Source organism: Catellatospora coxensis (assembly GCF_016862635.1).
GTDB lineage: Bacteria > Actinomycetota > Actinomycetes > Mycobacteriales > Micromonosporaceae > Catellatospora > Catellatospora coxensis.
In genome coordinates this window covers 1-26,095 of sequence record NZ_BONI01000056.1, presented here as the reverse complement: position 1 = coordinate 26,095, position 26,095 = coordinate 1, and the positions used below count along the sequence as shown (strand labels likewise).

Annotated in this window: 19 protein-coding genes; 7 read left to right on the top strand and 12 right to left on the bottom strand. The window is 72.2% G+C overall.

The window, feature by feature from the left end:
* The first annotated feature begins 42 nt into the window (after positions 1–42).
* Positions 43–456 carry a DUF7144 family membrane protein gene (locus Cco03nite_RS28320; RefSeq protein ID WP_203695454.1) on the top strand — a complete coding sequence of 138 codons (414 nt, stop codon included), beginning with the start codon at positions 43–45 and terminating at the stop codon, positions 454–456.
* 105 nt (positions 457–561) lie between these two features.
* Here the strand turns inward: Cco03nite_RS28320 and Cco03nite_RS28315 are convergent, their stop codons facing one another.
* Positions 562–2,127: a CocE/NonD family hydrolase gene (locus tag Cco03nite_RS28315; protein WP_203695452.1), complete on the bottom strand. Its 1,566-nt coding sequence runs from the start codon at positions 2,125–2,127 to the stop codon at positions 562–564.
* 176 nt (positions 2,128–2,303) lie between these two features.
* Entirely contained in the window at positions 2,304–3,062 is a 759-nt protein-coding gene (locus tag Cco03nite_RS28310; protein ID WP_203695450.1) for an SDR family oxidoreductase, read from the bottom strand.
* Between the two features lie 248 nt (positions 3,063–3,310).
* Here Cco03nite_RS28310 and Cco03nite_RS28305 point away from each other — a divergent pair, with 248 nt between their 5' ends.
* From Cco03nite_RS28305 to rocD, 4 genes are all read left to right on the top strand, one after another.
* Complete coding sequence (locus Cco03nite_RS28305) at positions 3,311–3,868, top strand: sigma-70 family RNA polymerase sigma factor (RefSeq protein WP_203695448.1); 558 nt, start codon at positions 3,311–3,313, stop codon at positions 3,866–3,868.
* Positions 3,861–4,637, top strand: coding sequence for a hypothetical protein (locus tag Cco03nite_RS28300; RefSeq protein ID WP_203695446.1), 777 nt, complete (start codon positions 3,861–3,863; stop codon positions 4,635–4,637). The genes Cco03nite_RS28305 and Cco03nite_RS28300 overlap by 8 nt, the downstream gene beginning before the upstream one ends.
* Before the next feature lie 174 nt (positions 4,638–4,811).
* Positions 4,812–5,645, top strand: coding sequence for a dimethylargininase (gene ddaH / locus Cco03nite_RS28295; RefSeq protein ID WP_344350260.1), 834 nt, complete (start codon positions 4,812–4,814; stop codon positions 5,643–5,645).
* The gene (gene rocD / locus Cco03nite_RS28290; RefSeq protein ID WP_203695442.1) at positions 5,642–6,862 is read left to right on the top strand and encodes an ornithine--oxo-acid transaminase; all 1,221 of its coding nucleotides are present in this window, start codon (positions 5,642–5,644) and stop codon (positions 6,860–6,862) included. Before ddaH ends, rocD begins: the two co-directional genes overlap by 4 nt.
* A gap of 106 nt (positions 6,863–6,968) precedes the next feature.
* On the opposite strand, the gene Cco03nite_RS28285 is transcribed toward rocD, so the two are convergent.
* From Cco03nite_RS28285 to Cco03nite_RS28260, 6 genes are all read right to left on the bottom strand, one after another.
* Entirely contained in the window at positions 6,969–8,021 is a 1,053-nt protein-coding gene (locus Cco03nite_RS28285; protein ID WP_203695440.1) for an FHA domain-containing protein, read from the bottom strand.
* A 69-nt stretch (positions 8,022–8,090) separates the two neighbouring features.
* Complete coding sequence (locus Cco03nite_RS28280; protein ID WP_203695438.1) at positions 8,091–8,711, bottom strand: SHOCT domain-containing protein; 621 nt, start codon at positions 8,709–8,711, stop codon at positions 8,091–8,093.
* A gap of 62 nt (positions 8,712–8,773) precedes the next feature.
* Positions 8,774–12,475, bottom strand: coding sequence for an SCO7613 C-terminal domain-containing membrane protein (locus Cco03nite_RS28275; protein ID WP_203695436.1), 3,702 nt, complete (start codon positions 12,473–12,475; stop codon positions 8,774–8,776).
* A gap of 28 nt (positions 12,476–12,503) precedes the next feature.
* Positions 12,504–14,171 (bottom strand): hypothetical protein, encoded by a 1,668-nt coding sequence (locus Cco03nite_RS28270; protein ID WP_203695434.1) that lies wholly within the window; start codon positions 14,169–14,171, stop codon positions 12,504–12,506.
* Positions 14,171–14,623, bottom strand: a complete 453-nt coding sequence (locus tag Cco03nite_RS28265) for an SHOCT domain-containing protein (protein ID WP_203695432.1) — start codon at positions 14,621–14,623, stop codon at positions 14,171–14,173. The genes Cco03nite_RS28270 and Cco03nite_RS28265 overlap by 1 nt, the downstream gene beginning before the upstream one ends.
* Position 14,624: 1 nt before the next feature.
* Positions 14,625–15,065, bottom strand: a complete 441-nt coding sequence (locus Cco03nite_RS28260; protein WP_203695431.1) for a DUF6325 family protein — start codon at positions 15,063–15,065, stop codon at positions 14,625–14,627.
* 79 nt (positions 15,066–15,144) lie between these two features.
* Here Cco03nite_RS28260 and Cco03nite_RS28255 point away from each other — a divergent pair, with 79 nt between their 5' ends.
* Complete coding sequence (locus tag Cco03nite_RS28255; RefSeq protein WP_203695429.1) at positions 15,145–15,750, top strand: HdeD family acid-resistance protein; 606 nt, start codon at positions 15,145–15,147, stop codon at positions 15,748–15,750.
* Between the two features lie 146 nt (positions 15,751–15,896).
* Here Cco03nite_RS28255 and Cco03nite_RS28250 read toward each other — a convergent pair whose 3' ends face one another.
* From Cco03nite_RS28250 to Cco03nite_RS28235, 4 genes are all read right to left on the bottom strand, one after another.
* The gene (locus Cco03nite_RS28250; protein ID WP_275412083.1) at positions 15,897–16,712 is read right to left on the bottom strand and encodes a patatin-like phospholipase family protein; all 816 of its coding nucleotides are present in this window, start codon (positions 16,710–16,712) and stop codon (positions 15,897–15,899) included.
* 136 nt (positions 16,713–16,848) lie between these two features.
* The gene (locus tag Cco03nite_RS28245; protein WP_203695427.1) at positions 16,849–19,431 is read right to left on the bottom strand and encodes a chitinase C-terminal domain-containing protein; all 2,583 of its coding nucleotides are present in this window, start codon (positions 19,429–19,431) and stop codon (positions 16,849–16,851) included.
* Positions 19,432–19,642: 211 nt separating this feature from the next.
* Positions 19,643–21,103, bottom strand: a complete 1,461-nt coding sequence (locus tag Cco03nite_RS28240) for a sensor histidine kinase (RefSeq protein WP_203695425.1) — start codon at positions 21,101–21,103, stop codon at positions 19,643–19,645.
* A gap of 8 nt (positions 21,104–21,111) precedes the next feature.
* Positions 21,112–21,825 carry a response regulator transcription factor gene (locus Cco03nite_RS28235; RefSeq protein WP_203695423.1) on the bottom strand — a complete coding sequence of 238 codons (714 nt, stop codon included), beginning with the start codon at positions 21,823–21,825 and terminating at the stop codon, positions 21,112–21,114.
* A 320-nt stretch (positions 21,826–22,145) separates the two neighbouring features.
* Between Cco03nite_RS28235 and Cco03nite_RS28230 the strand changes: the two genes are divergently transcribed.
* Positions 22,146–25,355, top strand: coding sequence for an efflux RND transporter permease subunit (locus Cco03nite_RS28230; protein ID WP_203695421.1), 3,210 nt, complete (start codon positions 22,146–22,148; stop codon positions 25,353–25,355).
* Positions 25,356–26,095: the final 740 nt, after the last annotated feature.

Here is a 26,095-nt window from a genome sequence, read left to right as displayed (position 1 = left end):
AACGTGAAGGTGCTTCGTCCGTTTCGCACGAAGGTGGGTGCTATGTCGACCGTGGCGAAAGCGACCGAGCGCGTCGGCTCGGGCTGGCTGTCGTTCGCCGGCCTGCTCATTCTGCTGCTGGGGGTGTTCAACGTGGTGGAAGGCCTCTTCGCGATCACCAACGACCGGTACGCCGCGTATGCCACGTCCACCCAGGGTGAGCTGTACGTGTTCAACCTGCACACCTGGGGCTGGCTGCACGTGCTGCTCGGCGCGGTGCTGATCGCCGTCGGCGCGGGCATCTGGTCCGGCAAGGACTGGGCGCGCGGCGCGGGCATCGGCCTGGCCGGCGCGACCGCCCTGCTCCAGATGCTCTACCTGCCGGTGTACCCGTTCTGGTCCCTCATCAACATCGGCCTCTGCATCCTCGTCATCTACGCCCTCGTCGTCCCACCCCGCGGCAGCACCGCCGACTGACCCGCCCACGTGAGAGGCGCAACTCTTGACGAGACGCGCCTCTCAGGTGACTGCCAGGCCCCGACTCTTCAAGAGTCGCGGCCTGTCGAGGGCGACATGGGAGGGTCAGCGGATGGGGAGGTCGAGCCAGGATTGGCCGGAGAAGAGGACGGAGCCGAGCCAGCCGTTCTCGTCCAGGTAGAGGCCGTCGTGGCCGTCGATCACCAGCGCGAGCCGGTGGCCGGCGGGCAGGTCCCAGCTGGTCGCGGGGAGCGGGATGTCGGCGGTGCGGGTGGTGTTCGCGGTGGCGTTCAGCCACGACACGGGGGCGTGGGTGATCAGCTTCCCGGTGCCGAGCGCGTCGACGTCGTAGAGGTAGGCCACGATGGTGCCGCTGCGCTCGGTAGGGGTGAACCGGGCGTGCACGGTGGCGCTGCCGCGGATGCGTACCGTGGCCCCGGCCTCGTCGCCGAGCCAGACCCCGGCGTTGTCCCGGTCCACCGCGGGCAGCCAGGCCGTCGGCGGGATGCCGGTCAGCGCCTGCAGGCCGTTGGACAGCAGCACCAGGCCGCCCGCGGCGACCGTGTCGTCGTTGAACCACGTGCGCCGGGACCAGCCGGTGCTCGCCGTGCCGCCGAGCCTGCCGGTGCCGGTGAGCCAGTTGACCTCGCCGAGGCCGTACCGGCTGGTCGTGGTGCTGGTCGCGGCCCAGTTCGGGTAGGACTCGACCGGACCGCCGGTCAGCGAGCGCAGCACCACCGGCGGCTCGGTGTCGATGCCGTTGGCGATGCCGGACAGGTGGCGGTCGAACCAGCGCCGCACCGACGTCCACACGTGGTTGTCCAGGCCGATGAGGCCGGTCAGCTCGGGGATGGCGTGGTCGCCGGGGGCGAACTCGAGCCGCTTCGGGCCGGCCAGCGCGCCGTAGAAGTCGATCAGCTGGTTCGGCGGGAAGATGCTGTCCCCGTACCCGTTGGCCAGCAGCACCGCCGGGCGGTTGGCGTTGATGCCGGCCAGGTACGTGCCCGCCGACCGGAGCCGGGCGAACTCCTTGACCCCGGCGATGTTCCGGTTGGCGTAGAAGTCGTCGATGATCGCGTCGAATTCGTCGCTGGTGTCGCCGAGCAGCGCCGCCGAGCCGACCAGCAGCGCGGAGGACTGCAGCCGCCGGGTGTCCCCGCCGTACAGCGAGGCGACCAGGTCGCTCCAGCCGGACAGCGCCGCCACGGCCCGCACCCGGCTGTCGTGGCCGGACGCGATCAGGCTGATGCCCGCGCCGTACGAGACCCCGGCCATGCCGATGCGGGACGGGTCGGCAGTGGTGTTCGCGACGAGCCAGTCGAGCACCCGGGACACGTCGGCGATGTCCTTCGGTCCTGCGGTGTCGATCTCGCCGCCCGACGCCCACCAGCCGCGCGGGGTGTACGACAGCACGGTGTAACCGCCCTGGGCCAGCGCGTTCGCCTGGGCGATGTACTCCAGGTCGTTGAGCGACCAGCTGGCCGGGAAGACGACGGCGGGGTGCCGGCCCGGGGTGGTGGGCTCGATGACGTTGGCCTTGAGCACGGTCCCGTCGGGGACGGTGATGTCGATGAAGCGGAAGCCGGTGGTCGGGGCGGCGGCCTGGGCGGGAGCGGCCCAGGTGACGAGCGCCAGCACGACCACCGTCAGGAGGGAGGGGAGCTTCCTCACGGCGGACCTCACGGGTGTCGGCCTTGCTTCGAAAAAGTTACCGAGAGGTAACCACGCCGTGAGCTAGATCACAATACCCGCGAGTAGCTTTTTATGGACGATGGCCTATCTCATCGAATTCGATCTGCTGATATTCGATGAGATAGGCCATCGTCTACGTCAAGGACGGGGCCGGGTCAGCCGCGCGGACCGCCCGCGACGTAGATGACCTGGCCGGTGACGAAGCCCGCACCCTCGCTCACCAGGTACGAGATGGCGTGGGCCACGTCGGCGGGCGTGCCGACCCGGCGTACCGGCGTCTCCGCCGCCCGCGCGGCCTGGAACGCCTCGAAGTCGACGCCGACGCGCGCCGCGGTGGCGGCGGTCATCTCGGTGACGATGAAGCCCGGCGCGACCGCGTTCGCGGTGATGCCGAACGGACCCAGCTCGATGGCCAGGGTCTTGGTGAAGCCCTGCAGACCGGCCTTGGCCGCGGCGTAGTTGGCCTGACCCCGGTTGCCGAGCGCCGAGGTGCTCGACAGCGACACGATGCGGCCGTACTTCTGGTCGACCATGTGCTTCTGCACGGCCCGGCTGCACAGGAAGGCCCCGCGCAGGTGCACCGACATGACGGTGTCCCAGTCGCTGTCGCTCATCTTGAACAGCAGGTTGTCGCGCAGCACCCCGGCGTTGTTGACCAGCGCGGACGGCGCGCCGAGGGTGGCCGCGACGTGCGCGACGGCGGCGTCCACGGCGGCGGAGTCGGACACGTCCGCGCCGACCGCGATGGCCCGGCCGCCGCCCGCGGTGATCGCCGCGACGGTGTCCGCGCAGTTCTCCTCGGTCAGGTCCACGGCGGCGACGGCGAACCCGTCGGCGGCCAGCCGCCGGGCGGTGGCCGCGCCGATGCCCCGGGCCGCGCCGGTGACGATCGCTACTCTCTGGCTGTCAGTCATGCGCCGCACTTTAACGACAGTTCAGCGCCTCACGGAACCGCCCCACGCGGGTCGGCGCGCATCTTCGCCGGCGGCGGCGCACCGCCCCCGCCCGGCCCGCGCACGGCACCGCCTTCGAGGGGAAAGCCGGGCTGACTACAGTGACCGGACCTGAAAAAACCTCCGATCGGCCTGCAACCTTGCGGACACCTGCGTGGTGATATCGCGACGAGCCGGAAGTCGGCTCACGGGGACGAACGGATTGGCAGATGACGGCGTTGTCGATCAGACAGGCTGACTCACCGCCGGAACAGGCGGGAACGGGACGCGAGAGCACCGTGCTCGCGGACTTCGAGGAGTGTTACGCCGCCAACTTTCACAAGATCACGATCCAGCTCGCGGCGTATCTGGGCAGCCTGGCCGAGGCGCAGGACGTCACCCAGGAGGCGTTCGCCCGCGCCCTGCCCCGGTGGGGCCGCCTCACCGGATACGCCGATCCCGGCGCCTGGGTGCGGCACGTCGCGTGGAACCTGGCCAAGACGCGCCAGCGACGCCAGCGCCGGCTGGCGTTGTTCCTGCGCCAGCAGCAGGAGGAGCCCGTGGCCGGACCCGAGCCGGATCGCGTCGCCCTCATCCGCGCCCTGTCGAAGCTGCCCGAGCGGCAGCGGCGCGCGTTCGTGCTGCACTACCTCGCCGACCTGTCCATAGCGCAGATCGCGGATCAGGAGCGCACCCCCGAAGGAACCGTCAAGTCGTGGCTGCACCGCGCGCGGGCCGCCATGGCGGCGCACCTCACCGGTGCGGCAGAGGAGGGTCGCGATGTCTGAGTCGCAGCACGAAGAGCTCTTCGCCCGAGCGGTCGGCGACTTCAGGACGGCCGCCCTGCCGCAGATCACGCCACCGGGTCCGGCCGGGGCGCTGCAGCGCGCCCGCGTCCGCCGCCGCAACCGGGTGCTGGTGCTGTGCGCCGCACTCGCCCTGCTGACCGCGGTGCCCGCGACCGTGCTGGCGCAGCAGCGCCCAGCACCGGTGCCGGTGGTGAACCCCACGACCACGCCGATCCCGTCGCCGAGCGGCACCGCGTCCCCGTCGGCCACCCCCTCGGCCTCGCCGAGCGGCGTCTCGCCCTCGCCGGCGCAGGTCACCCCGTCGGCAGCCCGCCCGACCACGAGCCGCACGTCCTCCGGCAGCGGGAGCAGCAAGAACTGCCGACCCGGTGGCTTCATCTCGGTGGTGAACGACGGACCGCCCGCCCAGGTCGAAGTGGACGCGCTGCCGAACCTGTGCGCCGGGGAGAAGCTGTACTTCTTCTGGGCCGTCTACCGGGTGCAGGACGCGAACACCCTGGTGCTGACCTCGTCCGGCCGTAGCTACGTCGACCACGCCCATGTCCGGCGCTCGATCGGGCTGCCCGGCTGGAACGGCCGCGAGGACGTCGAGAACTGCTACGCGGCCTTCATCGTCCAGGGCCGCGGCGCCATCAAGAGCACCATCCCCTGGTCGAGCGGCCAGGAGGCGTTCAAGGGTGGCAGCCCGTACGCGGCGTTCACGCCGCTGCACTGGTACCCGTGGCACTACTACTGCGATCCCGCTTAGCCGGGTCCGGGTCGCGTCGCCCACGGGGGGCGATGCGGCCCGGACCACAGCTGGGGGTTCGGGAAAGCGGCCGGAAAGCGCCTCCCCCGCGGCACGCAACGGATCGTTGGTCGACAGGGGCAACTACGCAAGAAACCAAGGTCATAAGCATGGCCGAATGATGGTTATGCTGCGATCTCCCCCTCTAGCGTTAGTGCCATGCAGAAGCGCTTTCTGATGTGCCGGCCCACCCACTTCGCCGTCACCTACAAGATCAACCCCTGGATGGACCCGGCCGCGCCGTACGACACCACCCTGGCGATCAGCCAGTGGGAGAGCCTCAAGGCCACGTACGAGAACCTGGGACATCAGATCGAGCTCATCGACCCCATCCCCGGGCTGCCCGACATGGTCTTCGCCGCCAACGGCGGCACGGTGATCGACGGCGCGATGTTCACGGCGCAGTTCCGGCACGCCGAGCGCGCCGACGAGGGCCCGGCCTACCGTGACTGGGCCGAGCGCGCCGGCTACGAGGTGCACGACGCCAAGCACGTCAACGAGGGCGAGGGCGACATCCTGCTGGCCGGCGAGTACGTGCTGGCGGGCACCGGTTTCCGCACCGCGCACGCCTCGCACGCCGAGGTCCAGGAGATCTTCGGCCGCCCCGTGATCACCCTGCAGCTGGTGGACCCGCGCTTCTACCACCTCGACACCGCGCTCGCCGTGCTGTCGACCGGCGCCGACGGCAAGCCCGCCAACATCGCGTACCTGCCCGAGGCGTTCTCGCCCGGCAGCCAGAATGTGCTGCGTCAGCTGTACCCGAACGCCGTGATCGCTAACATCGAGGATGCGGAGGTGCTGGGACTCAACGCGGTCAGCGACGGCGAGAACGTCGTGCTGCCGGTCCAGGCCACCCACCTCGCGGAGGAGTTGCGCAAGGCCGGCTACGAGCCGATCGGAGTCGACGTCTCCGAGCTGCGACTGGCCGGTGGTGGCCCCAAGTGCTGCACCCTGGAGCTGCGGTCATGAACTCGATCGTCGACAGCCGTACCCCGTCCGCGGTGGACGCGGCGGAGCGGTACACGGCGCACAACTACCATCCGCTGCCCGTCGTGATCACCGAAGCCGACGGCTGCTGGGTCACCGACGTGGACGGGCGGCGCTACCTGGACTTCCTGTCCGGATACTCGGCGCTGAACTTCGGCCACCGGCACCCGGCGCTGATCGCCGCCGCGCACGCCCAGCTGGACCGGCTCACGCTGACCAGCCGCGCGTTCATCCACGACCAGTTCGCCGAGTTCTGCCAGCGGCTGGCCGCGCTGACCGGCCAGGACCTGGTGCTGCCGATGAACACCGGCGCGGAGGCGGTGGAGACCGCGATCAAGGTGGCCCGCAAGTGGGGCTACCAGGTCAAGGGCGTTCCCGACGGCCAGGCGAAGATCATCGTGGCGGCGGACAACTTCCACGGCCGCACCACCACGATCATCAGCTTCTCCACCGACGAGGACGCGCGGGCCGACTTCGGGCCGTACACCCCGGGCTTCGAGATCGTCGCGTACGGCGACCTGGAGGCGCTGGCCGAGGCGATCGACGACTACACGGTCGCGGTGCTGCTGGAGCCGATCCAGGGCGAGGCCGGCGTGCTGGTCCCGCCGGACGGCTACCTGTCCGGCGTCCGCGCCCTGTGCAGCAGCCGCAACGTGCTGTTCCTGGCCGACGAGATCCAGAGCGGCCTGGCCCGCACCGGGCGTACGTTCGCGGTGGACCACGAGGACGTCAAGCCGGACATGCACATCATGGGCAAGGCGCTGGGCGGCGGCATCGTGCCCGTCTCCGCCGTCGCCGCCAGCCGCGAGGTGCTCGGCGTGCTCAAGCCCGGCCAGCACGGCTCGACGTTCGGCGGCAACCCGCTGTCCTGCGCGGTCGGCATCGAGGTCATCAAGCTGCTGGAGACCGGCGAGTACCAGCAGCGCTCGGCGCAGCTCGGCGCGATGCTGCACGAGCAGCTCCGGGCGCTGATCGGCCGGGGCGTCACCGCGGTGCGCGGCCGGGGCCTGTGGGCCGGGGTCGACATCGACCCGGGCGTGATGACCGGACGCCAGGCGTCCGAGAAGCTGATGACCCGCGGCATGCTCGCCAAGGACACCCACGGCACCACGATCCGCCTGGCCCCGCCCCTGGTCATCGAGGAAGACGAGATCACCTGGGCGGTACGCCAGCTCGCCGAGGTCATCGGCGCCGCCTGACCTCGCGCTTTCCATAGACATTGGCCTATCTCATCGAATTTCCGTGAATCGGATTCGATGGGATAGGCCAACGTCTGTTAAAGGCGCGGGCCGCCGCCGCGGCGCGTCAGTAGCCGGGGCGGAAGGTCATGGTGGGGGCGTCGGACATGACGGAGGCGGAGTCGAGGGGGCGGCTGCTGGCCAGGGCGCCGATGCGGCCGATCTCGACGCCGGGGAAGAGTTCGACGATGTCGGAGACGCCGAGCTGGCGGGTCGCGCCGCGGCTGAGCTGGAGTTCGCCGTCGGCGGCGCCGCCGAGGCGGACCAGGGTGCCGTTCATGCTGAGGTCGGTGACGGAGATGCCCTGCGGGCCCAGCGCGACCGAGACGTGGGCGCGGCTGACCTTGGCCCTCGCGTCCTCGCTGAGCCACGGTCCGAGCTGGACGCCGACCTGGCCCTGACCGCCGTCGGGGGCGCGGCCGACCACGACCGGGCCGGCGGCGGTGACCACGAAGCGGGTCCGGATCACGCCGTCCACGCGTACCGCGAGCACCTGCTGCGGCGGGCGCGGCCCGTTGTCGCCCAGCGGCGCGTCGTGCCGGGGGCAGATCGGCTGGCCGTTGCGCAGCCGCGGCACGGGCTGGCCGCTGCCGCGGCGGGCCGGGCCGAAGTTGGCGCAGTCCGGGTCCGGGCAGTGCCACCAGCGCGCGGTGAGCTGGCGGCCGACCGGCGACGGGCCGGTCGGCACGGGCCCGCGCGGCTGCAGCACGACGCCGCCGGCGCCGGGCAGCGGCGACCAGACCGCGGGCAGCACGCGCGAGACGATCGGCAGGCCGGTGAGCTCGGAGACCTCGACGACGCGGGCGGCCGCGCCGACGACGACCTCGACGATGCCGTCGTCGCCCCAGCGGCGCATGACCATGCGCTCGTTGGAGGTCAGATCCTGGTTGGAGAGCAGGGACTTGTCGACGACGCAGTATGCCGACACGTGCTCCTCGCCGACCTGGCGCGCGAGCGCGTCGACCACCATGCCGAGCCGGACCAGGTTGGCGGGGCGGCCGCCGTCCAGGTCGGCGCAATAGATCAACTCAGCCACGTCGAGCACCCCGGCGGCGAGAGCCGGGTCGGTGCCCAGCCGCCGCTCGATCGCATCCAGTACATGACTGACCTCGAACCTCATAGTCCAAGACCCTAGGTTCGGTGCGCGACCTGCCGCAACCCGCAAACGTCCAGCGTCACAGCCCGCCGTCTATGCACCGAAGCCCCGGGGCCGGCGCGGCGGCTCGCTCCCGCCCGTGGCCGGGGGTGGCTCGGCGGGTCCGGCCGAGTCGCCGGCGCCCGCGGCCGGTGCGGCCGGGCCGCCCGCGCCAGGGGCCGCGCCACTGCCCCACGAGGTGCTCTGATCGTCCGGCGAGCGGGTCCACGAGGCGGTCGACCCGGTGCTCGGCGTTCCCTGGCCCGCGGGAACGCCCGGCGCGGCGTCTTTCGCGCGGGCGGCGTCGTGGGCGCGGGCGGCGTCGAGCACGCGGGACTTCTCCTCGGCGAACTCCGCGTCGGTCAGCTTGCCCCGGTCGTGCAGGTCGGACAGCAGTTTGAGCTGCTGCGCCGAGTCGCTCGGCGAGTACTTCTCGACGAACTCGCGGCTGGCCTGGTCCATCGCCCGGCGCTCCTGGGCGGTGGCCCCGGGCTGCCGGAAGATCAGGTAGATCAGCGTGCCGAGGAACGGCAGCAGGATGACGACCACGATCCACAGCGCCTTGAGCCAGCCGGACAGGTCGTCGCGGCGGAAGATGTCCACGATCGCGAAGGCCCAGATCAGCAGTAGCGGAATGAAGATCAGCAACAGCCAGAAGACGTCCCAGAAGTCCATCTTCCCCCCTAATGTGGCGCTCTCCCCCATTCTTGCGGTAAGAGCGCCACATGGGGAGGTGGTTACCGCATCCGGCCGACGGCCCCCCGCAGCCGGGCCACGTCGCGCCGGCTGCGCTCGTAGGTGATGGCCAGCGCCAGCAGCACCGCCCCGCCGACCGCGATCGGCACCCACGTCGGCAGCAGCCGGGACACCAGCAGCAGTTCGTGCAGCGCCAGCACCAGCAGCGTGCCGCCGCCCAGCACCACCGGGGCCTGCAGGCGGCGCATCGAACCGAAGACGGTGATCGCGAGCGCGCCCAGCCCGAGCAGCAGCCGCCGCAGCGGCGTGCCCGACTCCTCGGTCAGCGCACCGGCCAGGCTGGGCAGCAGCGCCGCGGCCAGCGCCGGACCGGCGAACAGCCAGCTGGACAGGTCCGGCCGGGCACGCGCCGCGTACCAGCCGACGGCCAGCGCGAGCAGCGCCACCGGCAGGGTGTACGCCTCCAGCAGCCCGACGCCCTGCGCGGCGAGGATCACGCACCACGCGACCGCCTCCACCACCGCGACCGCGGCGGCCCGCAGGACTCGCTGACCGCGCGGTGCGGCCAGCACGGTCAGTCCGACCGCGACCCCCCACACCGCCAGCACCAGGGCGATCGACCGGGCGTACCCGTGGCACAGCGTCAGCGCCACCAGCGCCGCCGCGTGGGCCGCCGCCTCCGCCGCGGCCCGCTGCTCCCGGGCGAACGGCGCGTACGCCAGGCCCAGCACGATCGCCGCGACCCCGAGCACGAGATACGCGGTGAGCTCGAAGCTCAGCTCGGCCGCCTCGCCGACGGCGATCGCCAGCAGCACCTTCACCGCGGCCCCGACCAGCCAGCCCGCGGTGCGCACCGGCCGGGTCCGCCCGCCCACCGCGATGACGGCCAGCGCCACGGTCACCAGCGCCAGCGCGGCGATCGTCGACCACTTCTCGGCCAGCGACCCGGCCAGACCCGCCCCGGTCAGCAGCACCCCGAACAGCCCGCCCGCCAGGGTCAGCGCGCCGTACGGCCGCTGCCCGGCCAGCACCAGCAGTGCCGCGCCGAGCACCAGCTGCACGGCGCTGATCACCGGCCAGGGCGCCTGTGCGGCGGCCAGCGCCGCGAGCCCGGCGACCCCGGCGACGACCCCGCCGGCCGCCGCCATCAGGCGCACCCCGCCCCGGCGGAACCACGCCGCGACCGCGGGCGCGAGCAGCAGCAGCGCCACCGCGTACGCCCAGGGCAGCCGCTCACTCGGGTAGGCGGTCAGGCCGGTGCCGACCGGGTCGCCCGCCCAGACGCGGTCCAGCCAGCTCCACGGCGCGATGAAGATCAGGTGGAGTGCCTCGGCGCACATCAGCAGCGTCAGCGCCAGCACGGCCTGTGCCGGGAGCTCCGCCCGCGCCCAGCGGGACCGCATCGCGACCAACGCGAGGGCCAGCGTGCACAGCGCGGCGTACACCGCCGCGGAATCGCCCGGCGGCTGGCCGCCCGGCAGCGCCCACAGCGCCCCCACCAGGCCGCCGACCACGGCGTAGTCCCGCAACCGGGCGGGTGCCAGGTACACCCACAGCGGCGACAGCAGCGCGGTGGCCAGCAGCGCGCGGCGCGACCACGGGTCGTCCACCCCGGCCGCGGCGACCACGCTGTGCACCGCCGGCGGCAGCAGCGCCAGCGCCACCGCGCCGCCCACCCCGCCCAGCACGCGTACGCCGTGCAGCGCGCTCGCGGTGCTCACCGTGCCCGTCCCGCCCAGGGTCCGCGTGCCGTCCTCGGGCACCAGGGCGCTGCGCCAGCCGATCGCCGCCGCGGCCAGCCCGAGCAGTACCACGCCGCCCAGCGCCCACGCCGACAGCACCGGGCTGCCTGCCCCGGCCAGCAGCGCATGCCCGGCGAGCAGCCCGGCCACCACACCCCAGAGCACGACGTGGCGGCGCAGCAGCAGCGCCACGGCCAGGGCCACGGCCGCCGCGACCAGGTCGCAGGCGAGCGCCGACCACGGCATCAGCGCCGGGTGCCCCGGCACCGTCAGCGGGAGCAGCAGCACCGCCCAGGCCGCGACCCACGCCCGCACCGGCTCCGGCACCGGCGGCCCGGTCAGCAGCCAGGCCGCGGCGGCCACCAGGGCCAGGCTCACCGGCAGCTGCCAGCCGTACGAACCGTCGAACGGCGCGGGATCGGCGGCCCACCACGGCGTCGCGTCCAGCACCGACTGCCAGCCCTCGCCCAGCGCCCAGCCGGTGGCGCACAGCGCGGGCACGCCCAGTGCCAGCGCCGCGCCGCCGATCATTCCGGCGCGGACCCCGGGCCACCGGGCCGCCAGCGTTCCGCCCAGCACCTTCACCAGCACCGCCACCAGCGCCGCCGCGCTCGCCATCACCAGCAGCCAGTAGTGGTGCCACTGCACGAGCGCCGGACGGGCCAGCGCCGCGGCGAGTGCCACGGTCACCACCCCACCGGCCGTGGGCAGGGCGAATCCCGCGGCGTCGCCGCCGCGCGCCTGCCCAAGCCCGGCCGCCAGCACCCCCGCCGCGGCGAGCAGCGCCAGCGAGCCGGTGACGGCGGTGTCCGGATCGGCCCCGAGCAGCCACGCGACCAGCGCCAGCAGGCCGCCGATCCCGAGCATCCCCAGGTACGCCAGCAGCGCCAGCACCCGCAGCCCGGCCCGCCCCGGCAGCCCTGCCGTCCGCGCGGGAGCCGCTGCCGGGCCGGATTCCTGCCCCGGCTGCCTCGGCACGGAGGCTCCGGCCGCCGGCTGCTCGCCCGGTGACGCCCCGGTCTCCGGTGTCGCCGCCGTGCGCGCCTGCCCGCTGTCCGGTGCGACCGACCCGGCCGTGCTCCGGTCCGCGTCACCCGAGGTCGGGGCAGCCGACGGCGCGACGGCGGCGGGACGCAGCGCCCGGTGGAGCAGCAGGTCGCCGAGCGCGACGGCGGTGAACACCGCCGACCAGCCCGCCACGTCCGCGGAGGACTCCAGGAAGAACAGGGGAAGCGCGGGTTGCGCGGCCAGCAGCGCGCCGAACCGGGTCGCGCTCGTGCCGACGACCCGGGCGTAGCCGTAGCCGAGCAGGGCCGTGAACGTGGCCACCGCTCCGGCGTAGAAGCCGCGGTCCCAGTGGTCGGCGACGCCGCCGAGGTTGACATACCAGACGGCGTAGCCGTCGAGCACCACCAGCAGCAACCCCAGCGCGGCGAACGTCTCCGCGGTCGCGGTCAGCGCGCGGCGGCGCACCAGCGGCGGCACGGCCAGCACGCCGACCGTGAGCACGCCGAGGATGAGTGCCCGGCCGACCACGTCGAACGTCGCCCACGCCACGGCGGTGAACACGATCGCGGCGATGCCGAGCAGCAGCCCGCCCAGGATGAACAGCAGGTTCTGCACGGTGCGCGGTGAGGACTCCGGCCCGCGGCCCGGCACGGCGCCGGCGACCGGAGGAACGGTCCCCGGCGGCAGGCTGCCGGTGGTGGGCGGCAGGGTGAGCAGGGTGGGCTGGTGCGCCGACCGCTCCCGGGCCACCGCGACCCGGACCTTCGTCGCGTACGCCTCGCGGTCCCGGCGCAGCTGCGAGAGCTGGCCCGACAGCGACTCGTACGCGCTGCGGGCCTGCTCCACCTGCGGCGCGAGCTCGGCGATCCGCGCATCGTAGGCCAGCACCGCCGCGGCGTCCGGGTCCGGCGCACGGCCGCAGCCGGGGCAGGGTCCGTCCAGGGTGGCGGCGGCTCTGCAGAGCGGGCAGGGGTACGACGCGTGCTCGGTCATGCCGGTCAGCATGCCGTAGTCGCGCCAATCAGGGATCGACCGCTCGGTCGGTGGGGTCTGTCGGCGACCCGTCCGAAGCCGACGGCGGCCCGGCCGGACCGACTCCGCGCTGCTTGCCCGGCTCGTCCGGCGCGGAGCCCGGTTCATCGGCCTCGGCCCGGTCGGCCGGCTCGGTCGGCAGCGGCTCCGACAGCTCCCACGGGGTGGCCTCGTCCGCGTCATCCGGCTCGGCGGCCCCATGGACGGCCGAGCCCGTGGCCGTTCCTGCGGGCGCGGACTCGCCGACCTCGGCGGTGGCCGTGCCCGTGGCCGCTCCCGCGGCGGCGGTCGCAGGCTCGGCGACCGTGGTGGCGGTCCCGAACCCGGTGACGTCGCCCCCGGCCGGCGGGCCGGCGGGCAGCGGTTCCAGGACGGTGGCGGGCATGCGGCGGCCCATCGTCAGGATCAGCGTGACGAGCCCGGCGAGCACGAACGCCCATACCGCCGTCGCGATCGACGGCCGGGCGAGCAGCCACCACCCGGCCAGCACGCCGAGCACGATCGCGAACCAGCGGAAGTGACGGCGTACGAACGCGCCCGTCCGCACCGCCCACGACTCCCGCGCCAGCGGCCGCACGGCCCGGTCGACGACGGCGTTCACGCCCCGGCGCAGCAGCACCGCGGGCCGCGACGGGCCCGCCAGCAGCGCCCACAGCACCCCGAGCAACGCCGCGACCAGCACCGTGACCAGGGCGGTGAGCAGGAACCGGAGCACCGTGTCGTACACGTCCAGCGTCACCGCGCGGTCCAGCCCGCGCTCGGTCGCCCGCTGCGCCACCTTGTCGCGCACCATCTGATTGGCGATCAGGCCCACGACGAGCAGCAGCGCGCTGAGCGTCAGGCCGAGGATCAGCCCGCGCCGCCGGTTCGGGGCGGCCCACACGGCGAGGCCGAGCAGCACCAGCGCCAGCGGCGGCAGCCAGTTCGCGCTGACGTCGAGCAGGCGCACGTAACGCTGGATCTCGGGCAGCTGATCCACCTGCGCGACCGTGTACGGGATGGACATGTCGGGGATGCGGGCCGCCAGGCCGAAGCCGCGGGCGACCAGCTCCTGCCGCGCGGCGGCGAGCACCGGGCCCAGGTCCACCACGACGTCGGTGCCGGAGCTGCGCAGCATCGGCGTGCCCTGGCCGGTGAGCAGCCCTTCGAGGTTCTGGTGGGCGATGCGGTTGACCTGGTTCCACACCGCGGGGAAACGGGGCGAGGTGACCAGCTCGCCCACCACCTTGTGAATCTGGCCCTGCAACCAGTCGGTGATCGCGGGCAGCACCAGCTGGATGACCGCCTCCACCCGCGGCAGGTCGACCGCGGCGGCCAGGTCACCGGCGAGCTTCTCCAGGGGCAGCCGCGCCATGATCTCGTTGGTGACCCGGTCGGTCACCGCCGCCTGCACCTGCGGGTCGGTCGCCAGCGGGGCGACGGTCTCCACGTACCGGTCGGTGTCGAGCAGCTCGGCCCGGGCGAAGCGGGCCGTCACCGAGGCCAGCACCAGCACCGCCGACAGCAGCGCCAGCACGAACGCGCCCGCCCAGCGCAGGGTGCGCGCGGTGCCGCCGGGCCGCCGGGCCACGGGCGCCGCCGGTTCGGGCGCCTCATGGGTGGCGCCGGCGAGCCGCCGCTCCCACGCGGACGGTAGGGGCTCCTCGGGCTCCGTCATCACGTGCCCAGCAGTTTCGCCTTGGCGGCGGTGAACTCCGCCTCGGTCAGCACACCCGCGGCCCGGAGATCCGCGAGCTGCCTGAGCTGCGACATCAGATCCACGCCGCCCGTAGCGGCGGAGGCAGGCGCGACGGACGCCGCGGACGGCGTCGGCCGGGCGGCGGCCTCGGCCTGCGGCTGCCGGTCGGCTCGCGCCTCCTGACCGGCCTGCGCTTCCGGGTCGGCCTGCGCTTGCTGGTCGGCCTGCGCTCCCGGATCCGCCTGCGCCTGCTGGTCGTGTACCGCCTGCTGGGCGGCCTGCGCCTCGGCGGCCGCCGCCTGCTGGCGTTCGGACCAGCGGTGCACCGTGCCCGCCGTGGCGGTCGCCGTGCCCGCCACGACGGCGGTGCGCGCCGCCGAGCCGAGCAGGCCCGGACCGCGCCGGGTCACCACCGGACGTCGTAGCAGCATGTCAGCCTCCCACCGGTGCCGGGTGCACCACCGCCTCGACCGCGTCGGCCACCGGGGCGGGAATGCGTTCGGCGAGCACGATCTCCCCGCCGGCCTCCGCGACCACGGCGCGTACACCGGCCAGCCACCGGTGCTCGAAGAGCAGGACGAGCGCCTGCGCGCCGGGCGTGATCGCCTCGGCCAGGTCCTGCACGTCCCGTTCGGAGATGAGCCCGTCGACCGCCTGGATCGCCGGGTCGATCGCCTCGAAGTCCGCGTCGTCCTGGTACTCCCGCAGCTCGTGCGAGGTGACCGCGCCGTCGGCGGCCCGGTCGACCACCACCATGTCGATGATGCGGACGATCTCCTGGTCCACCAGGCGATGCAGCTCGGGCGCGATGCGGCGCCCGGGGATGCGGCCGGCGAACTCGACGACCACGAACTCGAGCGGACCCCGCTTCATCACTGCCCCCTTCATCTCAGACCGAGGCTACTCATCCGAAAAGGGAGAAATCATGGATATTGCGAGTTATCTTCGCACCATGATTGATCCGTACGGAGATGCCGAACTAGAGGCCGCCGCACTGCGCTCGTTCAAGCGCATGTCGATCATCGGCGGGCTGATCTCCATCGCCGCGGGTCTGGCGCTCACCTTCTGGCCCGAGAAGACGATCGTGCTGATCGCCGCGCTGATCGGCGTATGGCTCGTCGTCGTCGGGATCTTCCGGGTCGCCGAGGGCCTGACCGCCAAGGGCGTCAGCGGCGGCCACCGCGCCCTGATCGCCGTGATGGGCGTGCTCTACATCATCGTCGGCATCATCTGCCTGCGGCACCTGGCCGACTCGATCAAGGTGCTGGCCGTGGTGCTGGGCCTGGTCTGGATCGTCGGCGGGGTCGCCGAGGTGGTCACCGGGTTCGCGCGTACCCACGGCACCTGGCCGAAGATCGGCACCGTGCTGCTGGGGCTGCTCAGCATCGCCGCCGGCCTGATCCTGTTCTTCTGGCCGGGCATCACGCTCACGGTGCTGGTCTGGATCACCGGCTTCTGGCTCATCGCCCTCGGCATCATCCAGCTGATCCTCGGCTTCACCACCGGCCGCGCCGCCAAACGCGCCGCCCGCTCCAACTCCGTCCCCGGCGTCGCCTGACCCACACCATCCCGCCCCGCCCCACCTGCCGCAACTCTCAAAGAGTCGCGGCCTAGGGCGGCTCGGATGCCGCGACTCTTTAAGAGTTGCGGCGGAGGGTGGCGGGCCGGGCCGGGTGGGCCGGGTAGGTGGGCCGGGTGGGTGGGTCAGTGGCCGACGGCGGTGAGGTAGTCGCGGGAGGCGGCGTAGGCGGCGCTGACGCGGCGGCCGACGGCGGCGGCGTCGCGGTAGGCCCAGGGGCTCTCGTCGGCGCCGGCACCGCCGGGGAGCACGTGTACGCGTACGCCCTCGGGGATGGCGGCCAGCTCGCGGGTGAAGCGGACCCGGCGGGCGATCTCCATGGCGACGTTGGTCGCCTCCCACGGCCGCTGCGGCGGCTGCAACGGCCGCTCCAGCCGGCCGACCTGCAGCATGAACACCTCGTCGGCGCCCATCTCCACGGCGTGGTGGATCGGGTACGCCACCAGGTTGCCGTCCAGGTAGTGCTCGCCGCCGATCTCCACCGGCGGCAGCACGCCGGGCAGAGCGGCCGCGGCCAGCACCGCGTCCACGACCCGGCCACTGCTGAACCAGTGCGCCTCGGCGCGCTCCACGTTCGCCGCGCACAGGTGCAGCGGCACGCGCATGTCCTCGAAGGTGACCCCGGCGCGCATCGAACGCTCCAGCACCCGCTGCAGCGGGGCGGGCGAGTGCAGGTGGGCCCGGGTGGCCAGGCGGCGCAGCTGGCGGGGCACCGAGTCGCCGTACACCTCGCTGATCTCGGGGGTGGCCCACAGCCGGACCAGCTTGTCGGTGACCTCGGGTTCGGGGTCCGCGGCGACCAGCGCGGCGTTGATCGCGCCGATGGACAGGCCCACCACCAGGTCGGGCCGGATGCCCGCGCGGAACAACGCGCGCAGCATGCCGACCTCGACGGCGCCGAGCACGCCGCCGCCGCCGAGCACGAATGCGGTGGTCCCCACGCCGCCATCATGCCGGATGCCGGCCCCCTCCGAGCTGTCAGACCTGCTCAGACGATGACCGGCATCACATTTCACGGCAGTGGAGGGGCCGGCCCGGCGCGCCGGTTGGAAGGGGCGGCGCGCCGGGCCGGACCGGCTACAGGGCCAGCCAGAGCGCGCCGACGTTCGGCGGCTCCCAGCCGGTGATGGAGGTGTGCGCCTGGCGGCACTGGTACGAGCGGCCGCCGTAGGTGACCCGCGCGCCGACCGCGTAAGCGGTGTTCGGCGCCCACGCCGGGTACGCCCCGGGCGAGGTGGACGGGCTGGCGCTCGGCGAAACGCTCGGCGAGGCGCTGGGCGACACGCTCGGGGAGGCCGACGGCGAGGCCGACGGCGACGCGCTGCCGCCCGAGCACGGGCCGAGGTCGACCCACACCGAGGCGCTGCCCGGGGTCTCGTTCTGCGTCCACCACTGGGCGCGGTAGGCGCGGCCGTTGTACGACACCCGGTTGCCACCGGTGTAGATCTGCGTCGGGCTCCACACCGGGTCGGTGCAGGTGCCGGGCGGGGTGCTCGGCGACGCGGACGCGCTCGGCGACACCGAGCCCGAAGGCGACACCGTCGGGGCCACGCCTCCGCGGGTGCGGTTGATCGCCAGGTTGTACGTCTGCCCGCCGAAGGTGAGCGTGTAGTTCGACGGCGTCGCGATCGGCAGCACGTAGTTGAGCGTGAGCTCGATCGACGCGCCCGGGGCCACCGACTGCCAGCTCGGCAGGGTCAGCTTCACGTGGTGGAAGTCGCCCTTGAGCCCGCCGACGTTGTTGCCGGTGTGGCCCGGGGTGACCGCCATCGTCCAGCCGGACTGCTGGCTCATGTTGCCCGGCGCGGAGGTGCCGTAGTCGAAGTCCAGCACGGCGCCACCGGGGATGGTGGTCGTCGTGTTGTTGACCAGCTTCAGCTTCGGGTTGATCGGGTAGTTCGAGTCGCCCAGGGCGAACCCGCCGAGCTGCACGTCCACGTTGATGGTCTGGGCGGGCAGCGCCGTGTTGGAGCGGCTCGCGCCGTACGCCGGGGCGGTGGCGAACTTGGCGGCGATGGTGTTGGTGAGCGTGTTGCCCATCCGGTACTCACCGGCGGCGGAGTCGAACGCGTAGTCGCCCGCCAGCTCCCAGATCATGATGCCGCCGATGCCCTTGTTCACCACGTAGTCGGCCTTCGCCCCGATGGACTGCTCGTCCTCGGTGGACAGGAAGACCTTCTTCTGCGCGTTCCACAGCCACGGCGCGATCAGCGTCGAGGAGTAGTTGCGCACGTAGGTGCCGGTCAGGGTGTCGGCCGGGTCGGTCGCCGGGGTGAGGCCGTACGCCGCGCGGTAGGAGCCAGCGATGCCGTTCTCCAGGTTCTTGGCGTGCCACATCGGGTTGGAGCCGGCCGGCTCCTCGTTGCCCGCGGTGTCCTTGTCGTGCCACAGGTTGTCGATGCCGATCGCGCCGTTGCCGCACGGGCTCTGCGTGCCGATCGGGCAGTTCGCGGTCTTGGCGGCGGTGCCCCAGAGGCCGTTGACGCCGCCGGTGACGTTCTGGTGGCCGCGGGTGTAGTACGGCACCCCGATGTTGATGCGCCCGCTCTGCACCGCGCCGCGGTAGTAGTGATACGCCCAGTCGGTGTTCAGCGAGCCGATGCCCGCGTAGGCGCTGTACACGCCGCCCGCGGTCAGCTCGTTGTCCTGCCCGTCGTCGTACAGGGCGGCGTTCGGGCCGACGTACTGGTTCCACGCGCCGTGCAGGTCGTACGACATGATGTTGACGTAGTCCAGGTACTGCGTGGCCTGGTAGGACTCCATGCCGCGCAGCAGCCAGCCGGAGGCCGGGGCCGCGACGGTGACCATGTAGTACTTGCCGTCGGACGCGGCGGCGGTGTCGAGCTTCTCCCGCAGCGCCTTCATCAGGATCTGGTACGACGCGTTCAGGCCGGCCCGGCGCGCGTTCGACTGCTGGAAGTCCAGCGGGTGGCCGGCGTCCTTGTTGGACGTCGGGTACTCGTAGTCGATGTCCACGCCGTCGAAACCGTACGTGCGCAGGAACGTCACCACGGAGTCGGCGAAGGTGTTGATGCCGGCCGTGTTGATCGAGCCGTCGGCGTTGGTGGTCATCCGGTAGAAGCCGCCGGAGTCGATCCGCGCGCCGCTGCCGTCGAAGTACGCGCCGGTCTCGGCCCAGCCGCCGACGCTGACCAGCGTCTTGACGTCCGGGTACTGCTTCTTGAACTTGTTGAGCAGGTTGAAGTGCCCGGTGTACGGAAACGCCGGGTCCATCTCCGCGCCGGCGACACCCGGCCAGGTCATGTTCGTGGAGGCGTTGTTGGCCTCGGTCGGGTTGCCGATCGAGATCTTGTTGGTGCCGTCCACGTGCGCGAACGCGTAGTTGATGTGCGTGATCTTCGACCACGGGATCTGGTTGGCAAGGTACGCCGGGGCGCCGTTCTTGCCGGTGCGCCAGTTGGTGAAGTAGCCGATGATGCGGCGCGGGTGACCCGCCCCCATCGCCTCGCGGCCGTTGGTGTCGTAGACGTCGCAGTAGGGCACGGTCACGCCGGGCGTCTGATACAGACCGTCCGGACGGCAGGCGTTGTGGTCCACGGCAGCGCTGTTGGCGGTGCCCGCGACCGCGACGGCCACAGCGGTCCCGACCAGCGCCGTCGCCGTGGCGACGAACAGGTTGAGGAGCGGTTTGCGTTGCATGATCACCCTCCTGGGGCGAAAGCAGCTATGAGGAAACCGTTAGTTAAGTTTGCTAAAAGTTAATCCGGTGACCCCGGCCACACAAGAGGTGACTGCCGATCTTTAACCCCCGCTTAAGGTTCCCCGCAGCGGGTCACCGTTAAGAAGGGCACCTTCCTCTACGCATAGCGATAAGAAGGTGCCCTTCCTTTGTCCTGGGCGGGGGGCGCGGTCAGGCCGGGCAGAGGGGCAGGGTGATGCGGAAGGTGGCGCCGCCGCCGGGGGTGGGGCGGTGGCAGACCTCGCCGCCGTGGGCTGCGATGAGCGCCGCCACGATGGACAGGCCGAGGCCGGACCCGGCTGCCGGTGAGCGCTCGTGGTCGCGGGCGCGGGCCGGGTCGGCGCGGTAGAAGCGTTCGAAGACCCGATCCGCCTGGGCCGGGGAGAGGCCGGGGCCGCGGTCGATGACCTGGAGCACGGCCCGGTCGCCCTCGACGCCGACCCGCACCGTCACCGGCGTGCCCGCGGGCGTGTGGGTCATGGCGTTGCCGAGCAGGTTGGTGACCACCTGGCGGAGCCGGTCCTCGTCGCCGAGCACCACCGGCGGCTCGCCGTCGAGCAGTTCCAGCCGCAGCGGCCGGTCCAGCTCGCGCAGCTGCGCGGACTCGACGGCGTCGGCGGCGATGGGCACCAGGTCGACGGGCTCGCTGCGCAGCGGCCGCTGCTCGTCGAGCCGCGCCAGCATCAGCAGGTCCTCGACGAGCAGGCCCATCCGGGTCGCCTCGGTCTCGATGCGGGCCAGCAGCGCGGAGACCTCGGCCGGGTCGGTGACCACACCCTGGCGGTGCATCTCGGCCAGGCCGCGGATGCCCGTCAGGGGCGTACGCAGCTCGTGCGAGGCGTCCGCGACGAACCGGCGCAGTCGCGCCTCGGACTCGGTGCGTTCGGCGAACGAGCCCTCGATCTGGGCCAGCATCGTGTTGAGGGTGCGCGACAGCCGCCCCATCTCGGTGCGCGGGCCGACCTGCTCGGGCACCCGGCGGGACAGGTCGCCGCCCGCGATGATGTCCTCGGCGGTCTGCTCGACCTCGGTCAGCGGCCGCAGCCCCATCCGGATCACCCATACGCCGAGCGCGGTGGCCAGGCCGAGCACCGCCAGCGTCACCGCGATCTCGATCGCGCCGAGCCGGGCCATCGTCTTGCCCACGCCGCTGAGGTCGTACGCGATGACGACGCTGCCCGTGCCGTCGACCCGCTCCCCCACCAGCACCTGGTAGCCGGGGTGCCGGTGGTAGGAGACCTCGTTGGGCACGAAGAACGGCTTGCCGGCCAGCCGCCGCACCGACTCGATGTCCAGGGGCGGCAGGGCGGGCCCGCCGCGCTGGTCGCGGCCGTACTGCGCCTGGACGCCGCCGTCGTTGTTCCGCAGTTCCAGGATGTACGCGTCGAAGTAGGACCTGCCCTCGGCCTTGTCCTTCGTGAACTTGTCGACCTCGTCCTGCGTGAACTCGCTCCGGTCACGTGTGGTGAGGTCGTGCATGGCGAGGTCGAGCTGGTCGTCGATCTGCTGGATGAGGTACATGCGCAGCAGCGCCACGCTGGCCATGTCGGCGACGACGAACCCGGCGCAGACCAGCGCGAGCACCCCGGCGAGCAGCCGGGCTCGCAGTGACCAGCGTTTCGGCCCGCGCATCAGCCGCCTCACGATCTCGGCAGCCGCAGGGAGTAGCCGAACCCGCGCAGGGTGTGGATGAGCGGCGGGTCGACGGTGTCGACCTTGCGGCGCAGCAGGGAGATGTACGACTCGACGATCCGGGCGTCGCCGCCGAAGTCGTACCGCCAGACGTGGTCGAGGATCTGCGCCTTGCTGACCACCCGGTCGGAGTTGACCAGCAGGTAGTGCAGCAGCTTGAACTCGGTCGGGCTGAGCCGCACCAGCTTGCCGGCCCGGCGTACGTCGTGGGTCTCCTCGTCGAGTTCGAGGTCGGCGAAGCGCAGCGTGGTGTCGTCGGTGGGCACGGCCGCCCCGGTGTACGTGCGGCGCAGCACGGCGCGGATCCGGGCGACGACCTCCTCCAGGCTGAACGGCTTGGTGACGTAGTCGTCGCCGCCCACGGTCAACCCGGTGATCTTGTCCTGGACGCCGTCGCGGGCGGTCAGGAACAGCACGGGCACGTGCGCTCCGCCGGCCCGCAGCCGCCGGACGACCTCGAAGCCGTCGCAGTCGGGCAGCATCACGTCGAGCACCAGCAGCTCGGGCTTGAACTCGGCGGCCACCGCCAGCGCCTCCGCGCCGGTGGCGGCGGTGCGCACCTCGAAGCCGACGAACCGCAGGCTGGCCGACAGCAGCGACACGATGGTGGGCTCGTCGTCCACCACGAGCAGGCGTCGCTGCTCGCCCTTCTCGGGTTTCATCGACAGCTCCCAGGGGTGCGCGCTTCGTCGGGCGTGGCAAGTGTGCCCGAGCCTGCCCGTACGCCCCCTGCAGAGAACCCGAATAAATGCTGAAAGTCACCGAGCTCACGCCCGATATCGTCCGATTCGCCGGTCGGCGGCGCGTACCTTGGGGACTCGTTCCCCCTAGTCGACCGGCAAGCCGCGGAGCGACTGTGACGAATTCGAAGCGGCTTTCGGCTGGCTTTCAGGTTCGGTTCACAGTTCCTGCGCGTTGAGCTGGTTGACTGCGGCGGTCGCATTCCCCCATACCGCTCGACCGTGTTGCACCTGGAGTCGTCATGTCCTTCCTGGCCAGGCTGAGCCTCGCCAACCGCGGGCTCGTCGCGCTGATCACCGTGGCGATCCTCGGCGCGGGCGCTTTCGTGCTGCCGCAGTTGCGCCAGCAGATGTTCCCTGACCTGCAGTTCCCGATGGTCTCCGTAGTCGCCGCATACCCGGGCGCCACGCCGGAGATCGTCGAGCAGCAGGTCGCGATCCCGATCGAGCAGGCGGTCGCGGGCGTCACCGGGGTCACCAACGTGACCTCGACGTCGCGCAACGGCTCCGCCACGATCGGCGTCAGCTTCGACTACGGCGCGGACGTCGAGCAGGTCGAGGGCGACATCCAGCAGGCGCTGGCGCGCATCGACTCCCGCCTGCCGCAGAACGTGGACCCGGCGGTCTTCGCGGGCACCACCGACGACATCCCGGTCATCCAGCTGGCCGCCAGCGGCGCCGGCGGCGACGACCAGGAGCTGGCCCGCCGCGTGCGCGCCACCGTGCTGCCGGCCCTCAACAACATCGAGGGTGTACGCGAGGCGACCCTGTCGGGCGACCGCACCCCGCAGGTCACCATCGACCTGGACCCGGTCAAGCTGGCCGCCAAGGGCCTGTCCGCGCAGGCGGTGACCGGCGCGCTGACCGCCAACGGCATCAGCATGCCCGGCGGCGTGATCACCGACGGCGGCCTGGTCTACTCCGTGGCGGTCGGCAGCCGCTTCACCACCGTCGAGCAGATCGGCGACCTGTACCTCGGCGCGGCCGCCGCCGCGCGCCCGGTGCCGGGCAAGCCCGCCGCCGCCCCGGTGCAGCTCAAGGACGTCGCCACGGTGACCTCCGCGCCCGCCGACGCGACCACGCTGACCCGGACCAACGGCAAGCCGAGCCTGGGCGTGGGCGTCACCGCGCTGCCCGGCGCGAACGCCGTCGAGATCTCCCACCAGGTCAACGACAAGCTGCCCGAGCTCGCCGCACAGCTCGGCGCGGGCGGCGCGCTGCAGGTCATCTTCGACCAGGCGCCCGAGGTCGAGCGCTCGGTCAGCAGCCTGACCACCGAGGGCGCGCTGGGCCTGGCCTTCGCCGTGCTGGTGATCCTGGTCTTCCTGCTGTCGGTCCGCTCGACCCTGGTCACCGCCGTGTCGATCCCGGTCAGCGTGGTCATCGCGCTGATCGCGCTGTGGGCCGGCGACTACTCGCTCAACCTGCTCACCCTGGGCGGTCTCACCATCGCCATCGGCCGCGTCGTCGACGACTCGATCGTGGTCCTGGAGAACATCAAACGCCACCTGGAGTACGGCGAACCGAAGAAGCAGGCCATCCTCACCGCGGTGAAGGAGGTCTCCGGCGCGGTGACCGCCTCGACGCTGACCACCGTCGCGGTGTTCCTGCCCGTCGCACTGGTCGGCGGCATGGTAGGCCAGCTGTTCGGCCCGTTCGGCCTGACCGTGACCGCGGCGCTGCTGGCCTCGCTGCTGGTGTCGCTGACCATCGTCCCGGTCATGGCGTACTGGTTCCTCAAGTCGCCGCAGGGCACCGCCGAGGAGCTGGAAGCGATCCGGGTCCAGGCCGAGGCCAAGGAGCTGCGCAACCCGCTGCAGCGCGCGTACGTGCCCGTGCTGCGCTGGTCGCTGGGCCACCGCTTCGTGACCCTGCTGCTGGCGTTCGGCGTGATCGCGGGCACCGGCTACCTCGCCACCAAGATCGAGACCAGCTTCATCGAGAGCTCCGGCAACTCGTTCTCGATCAGCCAGACCATGCCGATCGGCACCTCGCTGGCCACCACCGACGAGGCCGCCAAGCGGGTCGAGAAGATCCTCGAAGAGACCGACGGCGTCAAGTCGTACCAGGTCACGGTCGGTGGCGGCGGCGGCATCTTCGGCGGTGGCGGCGGCGCCAACACCACCCAGGCCCGCTTCCAGGTGACCTCGGAGACCGGCACCGACCAGGCGGCGCTCACCGAGGCGCTACGCGACAAGATCGACGCATTGGACGACAGCGCGGTCGGCGAGGTCGTGGTCGGCGCGGTGCAGGGCGGTTTCGGCGGCAACGGCCTGGAGGTCGCGGTCGAGGCGGCCGACGACGCCACGCTGCGCGCCGCGGCCGAGCAGATCCGCGCCGCCGTCGCCGAGCTGCCCAACGTCACCGAGGTCGACAGCGACCTGGCCGCCAACACCCCGCAGGTGCAGGTCACCCTGGACCGGGCCGCCGCGGCTCGGGCCGGGCTGAGCGACGCCGCGCTGGGTCAGCTGGTCGGGCAGGCGTTCCGCGGCAGCACGCTCACCCGTGTCGTGCTCAACGGCATCGAGCAGCCGGTCGTGCTGCGTACCGGTGCGGCCCCGGCCGACATCGCCGCGCTGCGCGCCCTGCCGATCGGCCCCGGCGTCACCCTGGACGACGTCGCCGACGTCAACACGGTGGCCGGCCCGAGCCAGATCAACCGCGTGGACCAGGTCCGCACCGCCAAGGTGACGGGCACCCCGAGCCAGGAGGCGCTGGGCACGATCAACGCCGAGCTGGACAAGAAGCTGAAGAGCCTCGACCTGCCCGACGGCGCGTCGTACTCCATCGGCGGTGTCACCGAGGCCCAGCAGGACGCCTTCGGCGACCTGGGGCTGGCCATGCTGGTCGCCATCGCGCTGGTCTTCATCATCATGATCGCCACGTTCCGCGGGCTGGTGCAGCCGCTGATCCTGCTGATCTCGGTGCCGTTCGCGGCGACCGGCGCGCTCGGCCTGCTGGCCGTCACCGGTCAGCCGCTCGGCCTGGCCGCCATGATCGGTCTGCTGATGCTGGTCGGCATCGTGGTCACCAACGCGATCGTGCTGCTCGACCTGATCAACCAGTACCGGGCCGACGGCTACACCACGCGGGACGCGATCATCGAGGGCGGCCGCCGCCGCCTGCGCCCGATCCTGATGACCGCGGTGGCGACCATCTTCGCGCTGCTGCCGATGTCGCTGGGCCTCACCGAGTCGAGCGCCTTCATCTCGCAGCCGCTGGCCGTCGTGGTGATCGGCGGTCTGGTCAGCTCCACGCTGCTCACGCTGGTCCTGGTGCCGGTCCTCTACTCCCTGGTGGAGGGCTTCAAGGCCCGGGTCAAGCGCAAGCGCAACGGCGGCAAGCACGCCGCCCCGCTCGCCGAGCAGCACACCGAGGCGACCGCCGCGACCGTCGCCCAGCAGCCGCGTACCGACCTCACCGACGAGGACCTGGCAGAAGCCCTCCGCTGACGCCGATCCTCCCCCAACCCTGCCCGTCCCGGGGCCGCCTCCCCGGGACGGGCAGCAACCAAAGGAAGGGCACCTTCTTATCGCTCCGCGATATAGAAGGTGCCCTTCTTAACGCGCCAGGGCCGGTGACCTGCCCCGGCAGGCTCGCCTCCCACAACTCACATCGCGCCACCCGCGCATTCGCGCCGGCCCCTAGCGACGCCTTCTCCCCTCGACGCCGACCCGCCCAGCGCCTTTCCCCAGCGCAAGATCTGTTTTTGTGGACGCTGGACGTCCCTATAGCGGCGTCCAGCGTCCACAAAAACAGATCTTGGACAACCCCAGAATCAGACGGCGCACGCCGTGGCAACCATTTCCGGGAAAGAAGGCCCTTACCGATGACGCTCCGCCTCGCGGACCCGCCCGGCACGGCTCGACCCCGGCCCGCTCTGGCCAGCACACCGCCCACCCGTAGTCCGCAACCCCCGCATCACCTCTGCAGCGGCCGCCGTCGCAGTCCGCAGTCGGCGGACACCGGTCGGCGGAAGGCGGTCGGCTGTCGGCGGTCGGCGGTCGGCTGTCGGCTGTCGGCTGTCGGCTGTCGGCGCCGACATGATCGCCGGACTTGCCTGGCAACCGGGCGAATGCGTGCTCAAGATACGCACAGGTGCCGGGCAAGTCGGGCGATCATGGGCACCCGGTGGCAGGGCATAAAGGTGGCGGCGGGTGGTGGTGACCAACCCCGATGGTCACCACCACCC